Below are 18,698 nucleotides of genomic sequence, written 5' to 3' on the forward strand. Positions count from 1 at the left end.
ACGCCGATAGACAGCATTATTTGTGCTGCCGCGCGGACATGGCGCGCCGCATCAGCGCTGCTCGATGCGCGCTTCCGACAACGCCCCTTCCAGCGCCTGCACTTCATCTTCCTGCAAGGCCAGCAAGGCATTCAGGTCACCTTGCAATTTATACATTCTTTTCAGCTGCGCCATGCCGCGCCTGCGCAGCTTGCCCGGTACGCCCGGGCGCAGCAGGCAGGACTTCAGATGTTCGGCCAGTTCGCCCGCCTGCGCATACTGTTCGCGCTCTATCATGCCTTGCAACATCGAGATCATGCTGGCCAGGGTATCCGGCTCGGCCCCTTCGTGCCCGTTGGCGCGGCCGGCCAGGATGGTTTCCTGCAAATGCCGCGCGCCGTCCAGCACGCTGTCCGCATGCCCCGTGACGGGCGCGTTCAAGAGCCGGTCGCTGCCGCTGAGCACGGCGTCTTCCAGCAGGCGCGCGGCCGCGCTGTCGCCCTGCTGCTGCAGGGTGCCGGCCAATTGCGTCTTGCTGTGCAAGGTATCGAGGTGGTCTTCGCCCAGCAGGCGCGCATGCACTTCCAGCACCTGCTCCTGCACGCTGCGCGCCGCATCGAGTTCACCGCGCCGCAGCAGCGCCTCGGCCAGCTTGCGCTGGCTCATCAGGGTTTCCGGATGGTCGAGCCCGCGCGTGCGCTCGCGCGCCGCCACCTGGTCTTCATGCAACTGGCGCGCGCCGGCCCAGTCACCCTGCCCGGCCACGATATCGGCCAGCAAGTCGCGCGTGGCCAGAGTGGCCGCATGGTCGCTGCCCAGGCGCCGCTCCTGCGCCTGCAGCACGGCAGCGAACAGGCGCCGCGCCCCTTCCAGGTCGCCTTCGCGCCCCAAGGCCTGCGCCAGGGCCAGCTTGCTGCGCAAGGTATCGCCATGCTCGGCGCCAAACAGGCGCTCGCGCGCCGCCACCACCGTGGACAGCACTTGCTGCGCCTGCGCCAGCCGGCCCATGCGCAGCAAGGTGGCGGCGCGGCCATCCATCGCTTCCAGGGTCAGCGGATGCTCGCCGCCCAGCTGGCGCGCATGGCTTGCCAGCACGGCATCCTGCAGCAGCAGCGCCGCCGCCAGCTCCCCCTGCAGCAACAGGGTTTTCGCCAGGCAGGCGCGGGCAGCCAAGGTGTCGGGATGCTCGCTGCCCAGCACGCGCTCGCGCACGTCGAGCACGTCTTCTTCCAGGAAGCGGGCTTCATCGAGTTTGCCCAGCTGGCGCAGCAGGCGCGCCATGCCGCTCTTGCAGGACAGGCTGTCGGGATGCTCCTCGCCCAGCAGGCGCACGCGGATCTCGACACTCTGGCGGAAGGCGTCGAGCGCCTGCCCGCTGCGTCCATCCTTGCGGTACAGCTCGCCCAGACGGGCCAGGTCGCGCGCCAGCGGCAGGGCCACGGCGCGGCCCGGTTCGGCCAGCAAGGCCTGGCGCGCTTCGCTGATGGCCCCCAGCAAGGCGATTTCACGGCTCGATTGCCAGGGGAAGTAGCCGCCCGTCAGCCAGTGCAAAAAAGCCTCGAAGGTGCGCGTGAGGGAAAAGCGGTCGCCGCCCTGGTCGATGCGCACGGCCAGCTGCTCGCCGTAGGCAAAGGTTTTCGTCTGCTGCAGCTGGACTTCGTCGAAATAGCTGTCGAGGGCGATCTGCGGCAAGCCGTAGGAAGCGCGCAGCAGGCGCTCGAACATGGGCTGGAAGCCGGCGATGCCCTTGTGCGCGTCGCCGCGGCGCCACTCGGCACGCTGCGCGCCATCGCCCATTTCTATGCGCGAGGGCAAGGGGTACACGAGCAGCGGACGCTGTTCGTCTTCATGGCTGCGGCGGTACTCGATGGCCCGCGTGACGAGCGCATCGACGCCTTCCAGGCTTTGCCGGTTCGGCGTGAAGACCACCACCAGCTTTTTCGGCAGCAAGGTGGTGCAGATGCCGGCGCTATCCGTGCGCCCCGTGCGCGAATCGACCAGCACATAGCGGAAATGCTGGGCCAGGGTGTCGGCGAAGCAGCGGAACAGGGCCGGGCACGTGTCGAACAGCTGATCCCAGCGCATCTGCGCCAGGCGCTCGCTGTAGCTGGCGTCGAAGCGTCCCGCGCGCATCAGGTACAGCGGGCTGCCCTGGTCGACGCGCACCACGTACTGCTGCCAGTCGATGGCGTCGAGCACGCGCTGGGCCAGCGCCGCGTCCTCGCGCCCCCCATCTTCACGCCCCCTGGCCTGCCCGCCGACGCGACCGCCCGCCGTTTCCAGGCTGATGCGCTCGAGCTGCTGGCGGCACGCTTCGAAGAACTCGAGCACGCCCGGCCGCTCCTCGTGCTGCTCGAAATAATGGTGCAGGCCCGGCGCTTCCATGTCCCAGTCCAGCATCAGCACTGGCACGCTGGCGTTCTCACGGCGCGCCAGCAGGACGGCGATGTTCGACAGGGCCATGGTGCGGCCGGTACCGCCCTTGTAGGAATAGAAGGTGACGACTTCGCCAGGGGCGCTCAAAGGCGGCAGGGAGAGGCGTTGGCATTCCATGACAGGACCTTTTACGTGATTAACGCGGAAAGTGGGGAGGTGGAATGGCGCGCCATTCCGGTGGAATATCGGGCAACACGAAACGGCTGCAATCGTGGCCGGGCGGTGTTGACCGCTTGAGCAAGTGGTAATGCGTGGCGATGCGCTGCACGATGCGTTCGATGTCGGGCAGGTATTGCGGATTCGATTTCAGGTCGCCGCTGGCCAGGGTGTAGCCGGAAAAATCGACGTACAGGCCCGACTCCGTGATTTGCGGCGGCAAGCCGTCCGGATGGCGCGTCATGATGATGGGGATGATCAAGTGGCTGGGCAGTTCATACCAGGCGCGCCGCTCCTGTTCGATCAGCTGCATGGCGGCAAATTCGCGCCGCGTATAGCCGTGCGCTTCATATTTGGGCGTGTACAGCACGATCATGCAGACGCTCTGGCACATGGCGCGCGCCACGCGCAGGTCGATATCGTCGCCGCCACCCAGCTGCTCGCTGTCGATGAACAGGACTTCCTCGCGGTCCAGGTGCGGCTCCAGATAGCACGCCAGCGCCTCGATGAGGTCATTCTTGAACTTGTTCATGAACGCATACTGGCCGTGCGCGTAGCTCAAGAAACAGCCGTAGCGGATCTCCATGGCATCCCCCTGTTCCCCGTGCGGCCTGCCATCGCCGCGCCTTGATCCTGCAAGGCATGAGCTCACTGTAGACCGCTCGGCAACAAGCCTGTTTGCGCTGGCACAAAGATGTGTCTGGCGTCCTGGACATGCAGAAAAAAGCCAGAAACTGGCGTGATCGCGCCGATTTCTGGCATGCCAGGCGCGCAAGCCGGCGCCGCGCATAAAACGCTACTCGCTTGATAACAAAGGGAAATACGCCGGCGCGCGGACGGCGCCGGCAAGCCGGGCTTAAGCGCCCTTGGCGGGCAGGCTGCGGAAGAACTCCACCACTTCGGCGGTGTCGCGCGTGCGCTTGAACGGCGGCAGGCTTTGCCAGATGCGCTTGCCGTACGGCTTGGAAATGAGGCGCGGATCGCAGATCATCAGCACGCCACGGTCGCCCTCGTCGCGGATCAGGCGGCCCGCGCCCTGCTTCAGGTTGATGATGGCCTCCGGCAGCGAGTGGTGCATGAATCCATTCTTGCCCTGTTTTTCCATCACTTCGATGCGCGCGGCCAGCACGGGATCGTCGGGCGGCGCGAACGGCAGCTTGTCGATGATCACCAGGGATAAGGCATCGCCGCGCACGTCGACGCCTTCCCAGAAGCTCTGGCTACCGATCAGCACGCCATTGCCGGCCGCGCGGAACTGGTCCAGCAATTCCGTGCGGCCCTTTTCTCCCTGTACGAACAGGGGGAAGTTCAGACCGCGCTGCTTGAATTCGTCGGCCAGGCGCTCGGCGGCCCGCTTGACGGCGCGCAAGGTGGTGCACAGGAAGAAGGTGCGCCCGCCCGCCGCCTCGATGATGGGCAGGGCGCAATCGATGACGGCATCCGTGTAGCCCAGCGAATTCGGTTGCGGCAGGTTTTGTGGCACGAACAGCAAGCCTTGCTGGCCATAGTCGAACGGACTCGGCCACGTGTGCGACGGTTCGCCCGTCAAACCCATCTGCTCGGAAAAATGCTTGAAATCGTTTTTCACGGCCAAGGTGGCGGACGTGAAAATCCAGCTGCGCGGCGTGCCCTCGCGCTGGTTGTTGAAAATCGGCGCGATCGACAATGGCGTTTTATGCAACTGCAAGGAACTGGAAAACGCTTCCACCCAGAACACGGCTTCTTCGCCAGCCGCTACCTTGGCCTTCGGATCGAACTTCCAGCCGCTCAGCTGCTGCGCCAGTTCGACGCCGCGCACCCTGCACTGTTCCAGGGTTTCCGCCCGTTCCGCCTGGGTTTCCAGCACGGCCACCATGCCGTCGAGCTCATCCTTGAGGGTGTCGAGCGCGGGGAAAAAGTCGCTCGACGGGGCGATCTGCGGCAGGGACAGGCGCACGATATCCTGCGGGAAGGTCAAACGCAGGTCGCGCGCCGCCTTTTCCACCACCGTGACCGTCTTGGCCCAGTCGATGCCGCGCGCATGCGCCAACCCTTCGGCCAGCACGTCGCGGCACAGTTCCAGGATTTGCGAGGTCGATACCGTATTACCGAAGAACAAGGTTGCCGTATCGGGCAGCTGGTGCGCCTCATCGAAAATGATGGTGTTGGCCGATGGCAGCAATTCCGCCACGCCCGTGTCCTTCAGGGCCACGTCGGCAAAGAACAGGTGGTGGTTGACCACCACCACGTCGGCCTGCTGGGCTTCCTTGCGGGCCTTCATGACGAAACAATCCTGGTAATACTGGCACTCGGCGCCCATGCAGGTGTCGCGCGTGGACGTCACCAGGTTCCAGATCATGGCGTTTTCCGGCACCTTGGTCAGTTCCGCCTTGTCGCCCGAGCTGGTCATCTTGATGAAGCGCGAGATTTCGCGCAGATGGCCCACGTCGTCGCGCGACGTCATGCGGCCGTTTTGCAGGGTGCGTTCCAGGTGGTAATGGCAGACGTAGTTCGAGCGGCCTTTCAGCAAGGCGACGGAAACGGGCGCCTGCAGCGCGGCGCGCACGGTGGGTATATCGCGCAGGAACAATTGATCCTGCAAGTTCTTGGTACCGGTGGATACAATGGTCTTGCCGCCCCACATCAGGGCCGGCACCAGGTAGGCAAAGGTCTTGCCGGTGCCCGTGCCGGCCTCGGCGATCAGGGTCGTCTGGCTGTCGATGGCGCTGGCGATGGCTTTCGCCATCTCCGTTTGCGAACGGCGCGGCTTGTAGCTGCCCACCGCCGGACCGAGCGGGCCGCCGGCGCCAAACAGGCGCTCGATGTCGGCATCATGCTTGCCAGGCGCCGCCTGGGGTTCGGCTGGCAGACTGACTGGCAGATCGGCAGGCTGGCCATCTGGACTTGCGGGCAATAAATTGTGATCGGTCAAAATATACTTAGGTGAAGGCTGGACTGGACGCTACTGGCGCCCCTCAGGCGGGAACGTCGGGCACCAACTGCATTTTCAGCAAGGTGATGTGATCCTTCAATTGCAATTTGCGCTTTTTCAGGCGGCGCAGCTGCAGCTCGTCATGGTGGCCATCGAGTATCAGCAACTCGATGACGGCATCGAGGTCGCGGTGTTCCACGTTGAGTTCAATCAGGCGCCGCTCTATTTGCTGTGCATCGCTCATGTGTTGCGTTCCAGGCAGTGTTGGTAACAGTAATGGGAAACCGGCGCGCGCAGCGTACACAGGCAGCCATAGTGCGTAGTTTAACCTGCCGCGCGCGTTAGGGCACGCCATTTCCGGCATGCCCCCTGCGCGACAGGTCTTATTTGGCAGGCGGCACAGGCACAGCCACGGCCGGCGTGCTGGCAGCGGCGGCAGCCGCCTTGGCAGCCTTGGCCTGCGCTTCGGCCTGACGCTCGGCCAGGCGTTGCGCCACGCGTTTCTGACGCGCCACGGCATCCGCCTGTTTTTTCGCATACTGCGCTTCACGGGCCGCGCGGCGCGGCGCTTCGGCGGCATCGGCGGCAGCCTGTTTCGCCATCTTCGCCGCGTGCTCGGCTTCGCGCTCGGCCACACTCTTGCCTTGCGCCTTCGGTGGCGCCGGTTCGGGCGCGACCACTTTCACGGGCTTGGGCACGGCCGCGGCGCGCTGCTCGGCATCGAGGCGCGCACTTTCCTGCGTCCGGGCCAGGTCGATATCGCGCAGGCGCACGGATTCGGCCCGCTTGAAGTAATTCGCTTCCGCGTCGACGGCACGCAGGCGCACGAGGATCAGGCGACGCTTTTCCTTGGCCTGGTCCAGGCAGTTATTCACGAAAAACTTGTTGTAGCACTCGAGTTCGCGCGCGGCAAACTCATTTTCCGCCGCCTCGCGCTCGCTGGCCGACTGCTTCAGCTTGGCGTCCGCTTCTTCCACCGACAAGGTGGCGGGCACCTGCGGCGCGCCGACCTCATCCAATGCTGCGCTACCCTGATGCGCGCAGGCGGACAACGCCAGGGCAAGGCCCAGCGCCGCGCCCAGCTTGTATAGTGTATTTGCCATCATGTTCCTTATCCCTGCCTCAAACGATCGCGTCGGCCGCGCCGCGCTGTTCTTTTTCCATGTATTCGCGCGATTGCATCTCGATGATACGCGAAACGGTGCGGTGAAACTCATTGGCCAGCATGCCGTTCGTGTACAGCTCATCAGGCGGCACTTCGGCTGACATGATCAGCTTGACCTTCTGGTCATAAAACACGTCGATCAGCCACGTAAAGCGGCGCGCCTCGGACGACTGCGCCGCCGACATGGCCGGTATGCCGGACAATATCACCGTATGGAAGCGGCTGGCGATTTCCAGGTAATCATTTTGCGAGCGGGGACCGCCACACAGGGTGGCGAAATCGAACCAGATGATGCCGCCGGCGCGGCGCAGGCAATGGATTTCGCGGCTCTCGATGCGGATGCGCGCGTCTTCGTCGGCTGTCTCGGCGATGCGCGTGTAAGCGTCGCGCAGGGCCTTGTCGGTGTCCGCGCCGAGCGGCGTGTAGTAGCTTTCCACCTGCTCCAGCGCGCGGCCGCGGTAATCGACGCCGGCGTCCACGTTCATCACGTCGAGCTTGTCCTTGAGCAGCGCGATGGTCGGCAGCATGCGGTCGCGGTGCAAGCCGTCCGGATACAGCAGGTCCGGGTCGTAATTCGAAGTCATGATGAAGGACACGCCGTTGGCGAACAAGGCAGACAGCAGGTTGTACAGGATCATCGCGTCGGCGATGTCGGAGACGTGGAATTCATCGAAACAGATGAGGCGGTACTTCTTGGCGATGCGCTTGGCCACCTCGTCGAGCGGGTCGGCCACGCCTTTCAATTCATCGAGCTGCTGGTGCACGCCGCGCATGAATTCGTGGAAGTGCAGGCGCGTCTTGCGCACCAGGGGCACGACCGAGTAAAAACTGTCCATCAGGAACGATTTGCCGCGCCCCACCCCACCCCACATGTACACGCCTTTCGGCACGGCAGGACGGTTCAGCAGGCGCTTGAAGGTGCTCGAGCGCTGGCCCTTGTAGGCCACCCACTCGTCATAGCACAGCTGCAGGCGGTCGACCGCGCGCCGTTGGGCGGCATCGGCCTTGAAATCACGCTTCTGCAGCGCGTGCTGGTAAAACTCTTCTACGTTCATGGGATTCGCTTTAACGCACAAGGGCGCCGGCGGAAAAAATCCGCGAGCGCCCCCGTAGGACTAACTACAATTAAAAGTTCAACGTGCGCTTGTCAACCGCCAGTGCCGCTTCCTTGGTCGCTTCCGACAGGGATGGGTGAGCGTGGCAGATGCGCGCGATGTCTTCGGCCGAGGCCTTGAATTCCATCGCCACGACGGCTTCGGAAATCAGTTCGGACGCCATCGGGCCGACGATGTGCACGCCGAGGATTTCATCGGTCGTCGCATCGGCCAGGAATTTCACCATGCCCGAGGTGTCGCCCAGCGCGCGCGCACGGCCGTTGGCCATGAACGGGAAGGTGCCAGCCTTGTAGGCAATGCCTTCGGCCTTCAGGGTTTGCTCGGTCTTGCCGACCCACGCGATTTCCGGCGAGGTGTAGATCACCCAGGGAATCGTGTTGAAGTTGGTGTGGCCATGCTGGCCGGCGATACGCTCGGCCACGGCAACGCCTTCCTCTTCCGCCTTGTGCGCCAGCATCGGGCCGCGCACGACGTCGCCCACCGCCCATACGTTCGGCAGGTTGGTCTTGCAGTCGCCGTCGACGGCGATGAAGCCGCGCTCGTCCAGCTGCAGGCCGACCTTGTCGGCACCCAGGCCATTCGTGTTCGGCGTGCGGCCGATCGAGATGATCAGTTTGTCGAACACGGCTTTTTGCGCTTCGCCCTTGGCGTCCACGAATTCCACGGTGACGTCTTTCTTGCCCGGCGTAATCGCACCGATCTTGCAACCGAGGTTGATCTTCAAGCCTTGCTTGGTGAACAGCTTCGACGCTTCCTTGGCGATCTGCTCGTCAACGGCGCCCAGGAAGACCGGCAGGCCTTCCAGCACGGTGACGTCGGAACCCAGGCGGCGCCATACGCTGCCCATTTCCAGGCCGATCACGCCGGCGCCGATGACGCCCAGCTTGGCTGGAACGGCGTCGATGGCCAGTGCGCCCGTGTTCGACAGGATCAGTTTCTCGTCGAATGGTGCGCCCGGCAGTTCGCGCGCGTTCGAACCCGTGGCGATGACCACGTGCTTGGCCGTCAGGGTTTCGTTGGCTTCGCCCGTCACGCTGATCTCATACGCGCCAGCGGCGGCGGCAGCGAAAGCGGCGCGGCCGTGGAAGAAGGCGATCTTGTTCTTCTTGAACAGGTACAGGATGCCGTCGTTGTTTTGCTTGACGACGGTGTCCTTGCGCTTGAGCATCTGGCCCAGGTTCAGCTTCAGGCCGGCGACATCGATGCCGTGCTCGGCGAAGCTGTGGCCCGCGTGTTCGAAATGCTCGGACGATTGCAGCAGCGCTTTCGACGGGATGCAGCCGACGTTGGTGCAGGTACCGCCAGGAGCGGCGCCGCCCTTGGCGTTCGACCACTCGTCGACGCAGGCGACGGAAAAGCCCAGCTGCGCTGCGCGGATGGCGGCGATGTAGCCGCCAGGGCCCGCACCGATGACAACTACGTCAAATTGTTTAGTACTCATGTTTTGTTATTCCAATCTCTTCGTCTGGTACGAAAATCCACAATAGAAGGTAAATCACCACGCCGAAGCCGAAGGTCAATGTAAACAGGACGAAGACGAGGCGCCAGATCCACGCTTCCATGCCGGAAGCGCGGCCCAGGCCGCCGCAGACGCCGCCAAGCCAGCGGTCGTTGCGCGAACGGCGCAGGCGGTTGAATTCCTGCACCAGGTCGTTCGCCGGGCCGGCCGCCGCATCGGCGCCGGCGCCGGACGTGCTGTCCGGCTTGTCCAGGTTGATATTGCTCAGGAGCTTGGCTTTCGCTTGCGCAAATTCCGCGTCGCTCAGGGCACCTGCCAGGTGCAACTCGTGCAGACGCTTGATTTCTTCAGAGACGTTCATGGGAATCCTCTTTCATTGAGATCAGCCAGCTGCGTCTTCTGGCAAGGGGTATCAGCTACATTGCCCCGGCGGCGACGCCGGGGGGCTACGGTGCTTACAGGTCCAGCAGCAGGCGTGCAGGATCTTCCAGCGCTTCTTTCATCGCCACCAGGCCCAGGACGGCTTCGCGGCCGTCGATGATGCGGTGGTCGTAGGACATGGCCAGGTAGTTCATCGGACGTACCACGATCTGGCCGTTTTCCACGACAGCGCGGTCCTTGGTCGCATGCACGCCCAGGATGGCCGATTGTGGCGGGTTGATGATCGGGGTCGACAGCATGGAGCCGAAGGTACCGCCGTTCGAGATCGAGAACGTGCCGCCCGTCAGGTCGTCCAGGGTCAGCTTGCCTTCCTTGGCTTTCGCGCCGAATTCACCGATTTTTTTCTCGATGTCGGCGATCGACAGCTGGTCCGCGTTGCGGATGATAGGCACGACCAGGCCGCGTGGCGAACCGACAGCGATACCGATGTCGAAGTAGCCGTGGTAAACGATGTCGTTGCCGTCAACGGAGGCATTGATGATCGGGTATTTTTTCAGGGCGGCGACGGCGGCCTTGACGAAGAAGGACATGAAGCCCAGCTTGACGCCGTGCTCTTTCTCGAACTTGTCCTTGTACTTGTTGCGCAGGTCGATGACCGGCTGCATGTTCACTTCATTGAACGTGGTCAGGATGGCGTTCGTCGATTGCGATTGCAGCAGGCGCTCGGCGATACGTGCGCGCAGGCGGCTCATCGGCACGCGCTCTTCAGGGCGGTCGCCCAGGCTGGCGGCCGACGGCGTGGCAACTTGTTGCAGCGCTGGCTTGGCAGCGGCTGGCGCCAGTGGCGCGACAGCTGGCTTGGCGGAAGCGGCCAGGGCGTCGCCCTTGGTCACGCGGCCGTCTTTGCCGGAACCGGCGACGTCGCCAGCGGACAGGCCTTTTTCGGACAGGATCTTGGCAGCGGCAGGCATGGCGACATCGCCTTTGGTCGCAGCGGCTGGCGCCGTAGCGTTAGCCGTGTCTTGCGCTGCGGCAGCCAGGGCTGGCGCGGCAACGGCCGACACTTCCATCGGGCTGACCTTGGCCGAGCCGTCGGTGTCGATGATGGCGATGACTTCGCCGGCGACGACGGTAGCGCCGTTATCCTTGATGATCTGCACGATCACGCCAGCGGCAGGCGCCGGCAGTTCCAGCACCACTTTATCGGTTTCGATATCGATCATGTTTTCGTCGCGCGCAACTGGTTCGCCGACTTTCTTGTGCCATGCCAGCAGGGTCGCTTCTGCAACCGATTCCGACAACTGGGGAACTTTGACTTCGATTTGTGCCATGTAAAACTCCGTTTATTTTGTTATTGCGGCGCCGCCCCTGCGTAGCAAGGGCGGCGCTCCGTCACGATGTATGCGAACAGGCGCCATGCATGCGCATGGCGCCCGCTATCCTGCCACTTACTTGGTCAGGATAAAACCCTTCAGCTTCGAGAATGCCGTTTCCAGCAGATCTTTTTGCTGGGCGTAGTGCTTGTCATAGTAACCGACAGCAGGCGACGCCGAAGCAGGACGGCCGGCGTAGGCCAGACGCTGACCCGATTCCAGGCCTTCGAAGATGTTGTGCTGGATCTGGAACCAGGCGCCCTGGTTTTGCGGCTCGTCCTGCGCCCAGACGACTTCGACCAGGTTCGGGAACTTCTTCAGTTCGGCAGCGAACGACTTGTGCGGGAACGGATACAGCTGTTCCAGGCGCACGATGGCCGTGTCGGTCTGGCCGCGTGTCTTGCGTGCGTTGACCAGGTCATAGTAGACCTTGCCCGAGCAGGCGACCACGCGCTTGACTTTCTTGGCGTCGATTTTGTCGTCGACTTCGCCGATGACGGTCTGGAAACCACCCTTGGCCAGGTCGGTCAGCGGCGAACCGGCATCCTTGTTGCGCAACAGCGACTTCGGCGTCAGGATGACCAGCGGCTTGCGGAACTGGCGCACCATCTGGCGGCGCAGCAAATGGAAGATCTGCGAAGCCGTCGTCGGCTGCACCACTTGCATGTTGTTGTCTGCGCACAGCTGCAGGAAGCGTTCCGGACGCGCGGACGAGTGCTCAGGACCCTGGCCTTCGTAACCGTGCGGCAGCATCATGACCAGGCCAGAAGCGCGGCCCCACTTCACTTCGCCGGAGCTGATGAATTGGTCAATCACCACTTGCGCGCCGTTGGCGAAGTCGCCGAACTGGGCTTCCCAGATCGTCAGCGTGTTCGGTTCAGCGGTCGAGTAGCCGTATTCGAAGGCCAGTACGGCTTCTTCGGACAGCACCGAGTCGATGACGGTGAACGGCGCCTGGTTGTCCGACACGTTTTGCAGCGGAATGTAGGTACCTGCATCCCAACGCTCGCGGTTCTGGTCATGCAAGACGGCGTGGCGGTGCACGAAGGTGCCGCGGCCGGCATCCTGGCCCGTCAGGCGGATGGCGTAGCCGGACGATACCAGCGATGCGTAGGCCAGGTGTTCGCCCATGCCCCAGTCCAGGTTCATTTCGCCACGGCCCATGGTGCCACGGTCGCCCAGTACTTTTTCCACCAGCGAGTGGACCTTGAAGTCTTCCGGCACGGTGGTGATGCGGGTGGCCAGGCGTTTCAGTTCCGTCATCGGCACGGCGGTATCGGCCGAATCGGTCCATTTCTTGTTCAGGAACGGCAGCCAGTCGACGGCGTACTTGTTCTTGAAGTTCGAGATGACCGGATCGACGGTATGCTTGCCGGCGTCCATGGCATCGCGGAATGCGGCCACCATCTTGTCGCCGCCATCGGCAGGGATCACGCCTTGCGCTACCAGCTTGTCCGCGTACAGCTTGCGGGTGCCTGGATGCTGGCCGATCTTCTTGTACATCAGTGGCTGCGTCAGTGCCGGCGTATCTTGCTCGTTGTGGCCAAGCTTGCGGTAGCAGATGATGTCGAGGACGATGTCCTTCTTGAATTCCATGCGGTAGTCGAGCGCGATCTGCGTCGCCAGCACCACGGCTTCCGGATCATCGGCGTTGATGTGCAGGACCGGTGCTTCGATCATCTTGACGACGTCCGAGCAGTACAGGGTCGAGCGGGCATCGCGCGGATCCGAGGTGGTGAAACCGATCTGGTTGTTGATCACGATATGCACCGTGCCGCCCGTATGGTAGCCACGGGTTTGCGCCAGATTCAGCGTTTCCATGACCACGCCCTGGCCGGCGAAAGCGGCATCGCCGTGCACCAGGATAGGCAGCACTTGCGCGCCCTGCGCGTCGCCGCGGCGATCCATGCGGGCCTTGACGGAACCTTCGACCACAGGGTTGACGATTTCCAGGTGCGACGGGTTGAACGCCAGCGACAGGTGGACCGGGCCGCCCGCGGTGGAGATGTCCGACGAGAAGCCTTGATGGTACTTCACGTCGCCGGCAGGCAGGTCGTCGCCATGCTTGCCTTCGAATTCTTCGAACAGTTCCTGCGGCGCCTTGCCCAGGGTGTTCACCAGCACGTTCAGGCGGCCGCGGTGGGCCATGCCGATAACGATTTCCTGCACGCCTTTTTCGCCGGCGCGCTGGATGGTTTCATCCATCGAGGCGATGAAGGTTTCGCCGCCTTCCAGGGAGAAGCGCTTCTGGCCCACGTAACGGGTGTGCAGATAGCGTTCCAGGCCTTCAGCCGCGGTCAGGCGGTCGAGGATGTGGATTTTTTTCTCTGGGGTGAAATTCGGGGTGGAGCGGATCGCTTCCAGTTTCTCTTGCAGCCAGCGCTTTTCGGCCGGGTCGGAGATGTACATGAATTCGGCGCCGATCGAACGCGTGTAGGTATCGCGCAGATAGTTCAGCAGATCGCGCAGGGTGGCGGTCTCGGGGCCAAAATAGGTATTGCTGATGTTGAACACGGTGTCCATGTCCGCGTCGGTGAAGCCGTAGAAGCTCGGTTCCAGTTCCGGGATCATCGGACGTTCCTGGCGTTGCAGCGGATCCAGGTTGGCCCAGTGCGAACCGAGGTAGCGGTAAGCGGCGATCAGCTGCGTGGCGGCGACGCGCTTGCGGCCCATTTCAGCATCGAAGGAAGCGGTCACTGTGCGGATCGGACCTGCTTTTGCGCGCTCGGCGAACGAGGCGACGACGGAGGCATGCGCCACGTCAGGCTTGTTGGTGCCATCGACGGCAGGCACGTGCTGCATTGCGTCGAAGTAGGAACGCCAGTTATCGGGTACCGAGCCTGGATTGTTCAGATACGCCTCGTACAGGTCTTCCACGTACGGAGCATTCCCACCGAACAGGTAGGAGTTGGTCGTTAATTGCTGCATATATTGCTCACCTTTCTTCGCGCTTCGCGAGGAATTAGCGGGTTAATCTAACCTTCCGCGACACGGCCTGACCGGTTAGCGGATTGCACATCAAGTTGTGGGGAAGGGCTTTTTTATTGCACCAGCATTCTGCATACCGTCATTTAGAATAGCACGCGGTATTGTAACGCAACAACGCCTAGTTGAATTTTATTTGGCAAGCAAATGTAAGCTGTGTTGTTGATTTTCCCGGGCTTGCAAGCCTGTCACTGTTATGCTTACAACACATCGGCGGCCCTGCCGGCGTGCCGCTTGCGTCCAACTGGTCTGCCCAGCAACGGCGCCGCCGCGATGGCCGCCAGCCAATCGGGATCGCCGGCAAACCACTCCACCAGGAAGTCGAGCATGGTGCGCAGCAGGGGCGACATGTGCTGGCGCGAGGTGTAGACGCCGTAGATGCCCATGTCCTGCGGCTGGTACGCGGGCAAGAGCTCCACCAGCTGCCCGCTGGCAATCAGCGGCGTGACCGAAAAGCGCGGCTGCATGGCGATGCCCGCCCCCGCCACCGTGGCCACCAGCAGGACCAGCGATTCATTCGCCGACAGGCGGCCGCTGACGGGGACAGTGAGTGCTTCCCCGTCATGCGTAAACTGCCACAGGCTCTTGCCGAAATACGTGTACGTCAGGCAGTTGTGCAGGGCCAGGTCTTGCGCCCGGCGCGGCGTGCCGTGCGCCGCCAGGTACGATGGTGCGGCGCACACCACCGAGGCGCAGCTGGCCAACTGGCGCGCGATCAGGTTTGGTTCGAGCGCGTTGGTGATGCGGATCGCCAGGTCGATGCGCTGCTCCACCAGGTTGACGGCGCGGTTCTCCATCTGCAGGTCGACGGCGGCGCGCGGGTAGCGCCGCAGGTAAGCGGTTACTGCGCCAGCCAGCGCCGTCTGCGCCAGGGATTGCGAACAGGTGATACGCAACAAGCCGTGCGGCGTATCGAGGCCCTCGGGCGAAGTGACGGCCATGGCGCCAGCCACTTCCAGCATCTGCCGGCAGCGCGCCAGGGTGGCATCGCCCGCATCCGTCAGGCTCAGCCGGCGCGTGGTGCGATGCAACAGCCGCGCGCCCGCCCACTGTTCCATTTCGGCCAGGTAGCGCGTCACCATGGCGCGCGACATGTCGAGCGCTTCGCTGGCGGCCACCATGCTGCCACGCTCGGCGATGGCGACGAATACTTGTGCGGCGGTGATGCGGTCCATGCGGTGCTCCCTTGATTCGTCCGATCCATGCAACTAAGTATTGCAATCTACCCTATTTCTCGCGCCTGGTCGAAAGGATAATATGCGACAAGAGCATCCAATGCAGAAAGAATAATATGTTTGCACGCGCCGCCCGCCCCTCCCGCACGCTGGAGACCTTCCGCCTGGATGTGCTGGGCCGCGCACCGTCCACTTCGCTGCTGCTGAGCGGCATGGCGGACGCCATCCTCGTCAACACCCAGTTCCTGCGCGGCGATGCAGCGCAGTTAGCGCACACCATCGCCGCCAGCGGCAAGCGCCTGACCACCATCTATATCAGCGCGGCCGAACCGCAAGCCTATTTCGGCCTGGGCGTGCTGCAACAAGCCTTTCCGCAGGCCCGCATCCTCGCCAGCGGCGCCACGGTCGAGGCGATTCGCCGCCAGGCCAGCGCCAGGGTCGCCCACTGGGGCGGCATCCTCAAGCACAATGCCCCGCACCGCATCGTCATGCCCCAGCCCTATGAAGGCGACAGCCTGCAACTGGAAGGCCGGCACGTCGCCCTGCGCCAGCTGGAAGCGGCCTTCAACTGACACGACGCAGGCCTGCCCTACAACGCACCCAGGAAGCGCTCGTATTCTTGCGCGCTGCGCGCCAGCCGCTCGGCATAGCCCATTTCCTTCAGCCCGTCTTCCGCCCCATAGAAGGCAAAGAAGCGGCGGTTGTCGGCGCCGATGTACGCCAGGGTGACATCGAACGGCGCCAGCAGCTGCGCCAGGGTGACGTTCCACCTGCCTTCCGGCGTGAAATCCTCCTCGCGGATGCCGGCCGTGACGGCCAGCGCCACCTATCTCCCCCGGAAGGCATCGCCGCCCGTGCCGTAAGCCCAGCCATATGCCAGCACCTCGTCGAGCCACCGCTTCAGCAAGGGCGGGCAGTTGAACCAGTACATGGGGAATTGCAGGACCACATTGGCGTGCGCCTCCACCAGCGCCTGCTCGCGCGCCACGTCGATGTTTCCATCCGGATAAGCCTGGTGCACGTCGTGGATGGTGTAACGGTCGGGATACTGCGCCAGCTCCTGCAGCCAGCGCTTGTTGGCGACTGACGTGTCGATGGCGGGATGGAAGACGATAACGAGGGTTTTCATCATGCTGCTTTCCTGAAAATGGATGGACGCACCGGCCCGCCTGCACAGGAAAGCAGGCAAGCCGGTACCCTGCCCCGTGGCACGCGGCATGTGGCCGCGCGCCTGCAGGGGCAAAAACAGCATAACCATGCCGAGTACTTTTCACAAGTACGCACATTTACCACTCATACAGTAAGAAAAGTAAGCTACAAGGCCGTGGAAAGACGTTTGGCCATGCGCATCCGCCTCAGGCTGGCTGGTGCCGTTCGCCCCACGCGCACAAGGTATGCAGCACGGGGATCAGCGAGGCGCCCTTGCTGGAAAGCGAATATTCCACCTTGGGCGGCACTTGCGGATATTCCTTGCGGATGATCAGCCCATCGGCCTCCAGTTCCTTCAGCACGACGCTGAGGGTCTTGAAAGCGATGCCACCGAGATGGCGCTTGAGTTCGTTATGCCGCAGCACGGTGTTTTCCGCCAGCGCATACAGGATCAGCATCTTGTATTTGCCGCCGATCAGCGACAAGGTATAACCAAATGCCGTATCGCCCAGGGCCACGCCGCTGGGCGCGCAGATTTCTTCATTCATCGCGTTGTACTTCCTGTTGAACCAGGATCCGAGCATAACAGCACGGCGGCCCTGGCTTGCATCGAACACGCATATAAAAAAACGGGCCGAAGCCCGTTTTTTGTTTGCTTGATACCGCTCTGGATTAACGCTTGTCCAGTGGCAGTACTTCGCGCGTGGTCGAACCGACGAACAGCTGGCGCGGACGGCCGATTTTTTGCTCTGGGTCGGCGATCATTTCGTTCCACTGGGCGATCCAGCCGATCGTACGGGCCATAGCGAAGATACCGGTGAACAGCGACACAGGGATGCCCAGCGCCGATTGCACGATGCCCGAGTAGAAGTCGACGTTCGGGTACAGTTTGCGCGACACGAAGTATTCGTCGTTCAGTGCAATCTTTTCCAGTTCCATCGCCAGCTTGAACAGCGGATCGTCTTGCAGACCCAGTTCTTGCAGCACTTCGTAGCAGGTTTCACGCATCAGCTTGGCGCGTGGATCGAAGTTCTTGTACACGCGGTGGCCAAAGCCCATCAGCTTGACGCCGGAGTTCTTGTCCTTGACTTGCTCGATGAAGGCAGGGATGTTCTCGACGGTGCCGATTTCCTTCAGCATGTTCAGTGCCGCTTCGTTGGCGCCGCCGTGGGCAGGGCCCCACAGGCAGGCGATACCGGCAGCGATACAGGCGAACGGGTTGGCGCCCGACGAACCGGCCAGACGGACGGTCGATGTCGATGCGTTTTGCTCGTGGTCCGCGTGCAGGATCAGGATGCGGTCCAGGGCGCGCACCAGCACGTCGTTGACCTTGTACTCTTCGCACGGGTTGGCGAACATCATGTGCATGAAGTTGGCGCTGTACGACAGGTCGTTGCGTGGGTACACGAACGGCTGGCCGACCGAGTACTTGTAGGTCATGGCGACCAGGGTTGGCATCTTGGCGATCAGGCGGATGGCCGACACTTCGCGGTGACGCGGGTCGTTGATGTCCAGCGAGTCATGGTAGAACGATGCCAGCGCGCCGACGGTGCCCACCAGGACCGACATCGGATGCGCGTCGCGGCGGAAGCCACGGAAGAAGAATTGCATCTGTTCGTGCACCATCGTGTGCTTGGTGACGGTGTCGACGAACTTGGCTTTTTGCGCCGCGTTCGGCAGTTCGCCGTTCAGCAGCAGGTAGCACGATTCCATGAAGTCGGCGTTGACGGCCAACTGTTCGATCGGGTAACCGCGGTACAGCAGCTCGCCCTTGTCGCCGTCGATGTAGGTGATCGACGAGTTGCAGGCGGCCGTCGACATAAAGCCTGGGTCGTAGGTGAACTTGCCGCTACCGGCGTACAGTTTGCGGATGTCGATGACGTCCGGGCCAACCGTGCCTTTGTAGATTGGAAATTCAAGCGATGGGCTGCCATCGGAGAACGACAGGGTAGCTTTTGTGTCAGAGATATTCATGGGCTCTTCCTTCTCGGGAGTGAGTCGAAATTAAAATCAAAAATTCTGGCTGCAATTCGCACCGCAATTCGGCAGTGCTACAGCGCGCCACTCGCACCGTTTGCAATATATCGCCCAGGCGTCTAGGCAATGCGCAGTCGTTGCAGCAGTGCGCGCACATGCGGCAGATCGACTTCGCCTTCCGGCTCTTTACGGGCCAGTACCAGATCCATTAACGCATTGTCCGATAAATCCAGCAAACGCGTCAGCGCGTCAACTTCTTCATCGGTCAATTCGGTTTCATACGCATCGAGAAAACGGGTCAGGATAATGTCGTTTTCCAGCAGGCCACGGCGTGAACGCCAGCGCAGGCGGGCGCGGTTGGCCGGGTCGGCCTGATGCGAGGACAAAATTGATTCTGTCATTTGGTTTACCACTTTACGTGTGCCTTGCGGCACGGT

Annotated in this window: 15 protein-coding genes and 1 pseudogene; 1 reads left to right on the plus strand and 15 read right to left on the minus strand. The window is 62.6% G+C overall.

The genetic code is table 11. The features are described 5' to 3' along the window. Nucleotides 1-51 precede the first annotated feature (51 nt). From CSQ91_RS13170 to CSQ91_RS13220, 11 genes are all read right to left on the minus strand, one after another. Entirely contained in the window at nt 52-2,532 is a 2,481-nt protein-coding gene (locus tag CSQ91_RS13170) for a tetratricopeptide repeat protein (protein ID WP_099388486.1), read from the minus strand. Nucleotides 2,533-2,551: 19 nt separating this feature from the next. Beyond that, entirely contained in the window at nt 2,552-3,157 is a 606-nt protein-coding gene (locus CSQ91_RS13175; protein WP_034752049.1) for a toll/interleukin-1 receptor domain-containing protein, read from the minus strand. A gap of 270 nt (nt 3,158-3,427) precedes the next feature. Continuing rightward, entirely contained in the window at nt 3,428-5,482 is a 2,055-nt protein-coding gene (locus CSQ91_RS13180; protein ID WP_070254078.1) for an ATP-dependent DNA helicase, read from the minus strand. 43 nt (nt 5,483-5,525) lie between these two features. Continuing rightward, nucleotides 5,526-5,726 carry a YdcH family protein gene (locus tag CSQ91_RS13185; RefSeq protein WP_034752051.1) on the minus strand — a complete coding sequence of 67 codons (201 nt, stop codon included), beginning with the start codon at nt 5,724-5,726 and terminating at the stop codon, nt 5,526-5,528. Nucleotides 5,727-5,865: 139 nt separating this feature from the next. Continuing rightward, entirely contained in the window at nt 5,866-6,585 is a 720-nt protein-coding gene (locus CSQ91_RS13190) for a hypothetical protein (RefSeq protein WP_225317386.1), read from the minus strand. Between the two features lie 19 nt (nt 6,586-6,604). After that, entirely contained in the window at nt 6,605-7,702 is a 1,098-nt protein-coding gene (gene zapE / locus CSQ91_RS13195) for a cell division protein ZapE (RefSeq protein WP_034789077.1), read from the minus strand. Nucleotides 7,703-7,772: 70 nt separating this feature from the next. Further along, nucleotides 7,773-9,203 (minus strand): dihydrolipoyl dehydrogenase, encoded by a 1,431-nt coding sequence (lpdA, locus tag CSQ91_RS13200; protein WP_070282088.1) that lies wholly within the window; start codon nt 9,201-9,203, stop codon nt 7,773-7,775. Beyond that, nucleotides 9,193-9,582 carry a PspC domain-containing protein gene (locus CSQ91_RS13205; protein ID WP_070282087.1) on the minus strand — a complete coding sequence of 130 codons (390 nt, stop codon included), beginning with the start codon at nt 9,580-9,582 and terminating at the stop codon, nt 9,193-9,195. Before CSQ91_RS13205 ends, lpdA begins: the two co-directional genes overlap by 11 nt. A 94-nt stretch (nt 9,583-9,676) precedes the next feature. Further along, nucleotides 9,677-10,933, minus strand: a complete 1,257-nt coding sequence (odhB, locus tag CSQ91_RS13210) for a 2-oxoglutarate dehydrogenase complex dihydrolipoyllysine-residue succinyltransferase (RefSeq protein WP_034789085.1) — start codon at nt 10,931-10,933, stop codon at nt 9,677-9,679. Nucleotides 10,934-11,050: 117 nt separating this feature from the next. Continuing rightward, nucleotides 11,051-13,903, minus strand: a complete 2,853-nt coding sequence (locus CSQ91_RS13215) for a 2-oxoglutarate dehydrogenase E1 component (RefSeq protein ID WP_034789088.1) — start codon at nt 13,901-13,903, stop codon at nt 11,051-11,053. Nucleotides 13,904-14,160: 257 nt separating this feature from the next. After that, complete coding sequence (locus tag CSQ91_RS13220; protein WP_099388487.1) at nt 14,161-15,135, minus strand: LysR family transcriptional regulator; 975 nt, start codon at nt 15,133-15,135, stop codon at nt 14,161-14,163. Nucleotides 15,136-15,251: 116 nt separating this feature from the next. Here CSQ91_RS13220 and CSQ91_RS13225 point away from each other — a divergent pair, with 116 nt between their 5' ends. Continuing rightward, entirely contained in the window at nt 15,252-15,707 is a 456-nt protein-coding gene (locus CSQ91_RS13225) for a hypothetical protein (RefSeq protein WP_099388488.1), read from the plus strand. Between the two features lie 17 nt (nt 15,708-15,724). On the opposite strand, the pseudogene CSQ91_RS13230 reads toward CSQ91_RS13225, so the two are convergent. From CSQ91_RS13230 to CSQ91_RS13245, 4 genes and pseudogenes are all read right to left on the minus strand, one after another. Continuing rightward, a pseudogene (locus tag CSQ91_RS13230) lies at nt 15,725-16,393 on the minus strand (NAD(P)H-dependent oxidoreductase). A 97-nt stretch (nt 16,394-16,490) separates the two neighbouring features. Continuing rightward, the gene (locus tag CSQ91_RS13235; protein ID WP_099388489.1) at nt 16,491-16,832 is read right to left on the minus strand and encodes a winged helix-turn-helix transcriptional regulator; all 342 of its coding nucleotides are present in this window, start codon (nt 16,830-16,832) and stop codon (nt 16,491-16,493) included. Between the two features lie 124 nt (nt 16,833-16,956). Beyond that, entirely contained in the window at nt 16,957-18,258 is a 1,302-nt protein-coding gene (gene gltA / locus CSQ91_RS13240; protein ID WP_035820759.1) for a citrate synthase, read from the minus strand. A gap of 122 nt (nt 18,259-18,380) precedes the next feature. Then, nucleotides 18,381-18,662 carry an FAD assembly factor SdhE gene (locus CSQ91_RS13245; protein ID WP_034752073.1) on the minus strand — a complete coding sequence of 94 codons (282 nt, stop codon included), beginning with the start codon at nt 18,660-18,662 and terminating at the stop codon, nt 18,381-18,383. Nucleotides 18,663-18,698: the final 36 nt, after the last annotated feature.

The organism is Janthinobacterium sp. BJB301 (assembly GCF_002735685.1).
GTDB lineage: Bacteria > Pseudomonadota > Gammaproteobacteria > Burkholderiales > Burkholderiaceae_D > Janthinobacterium > Janthinobacterium lividum.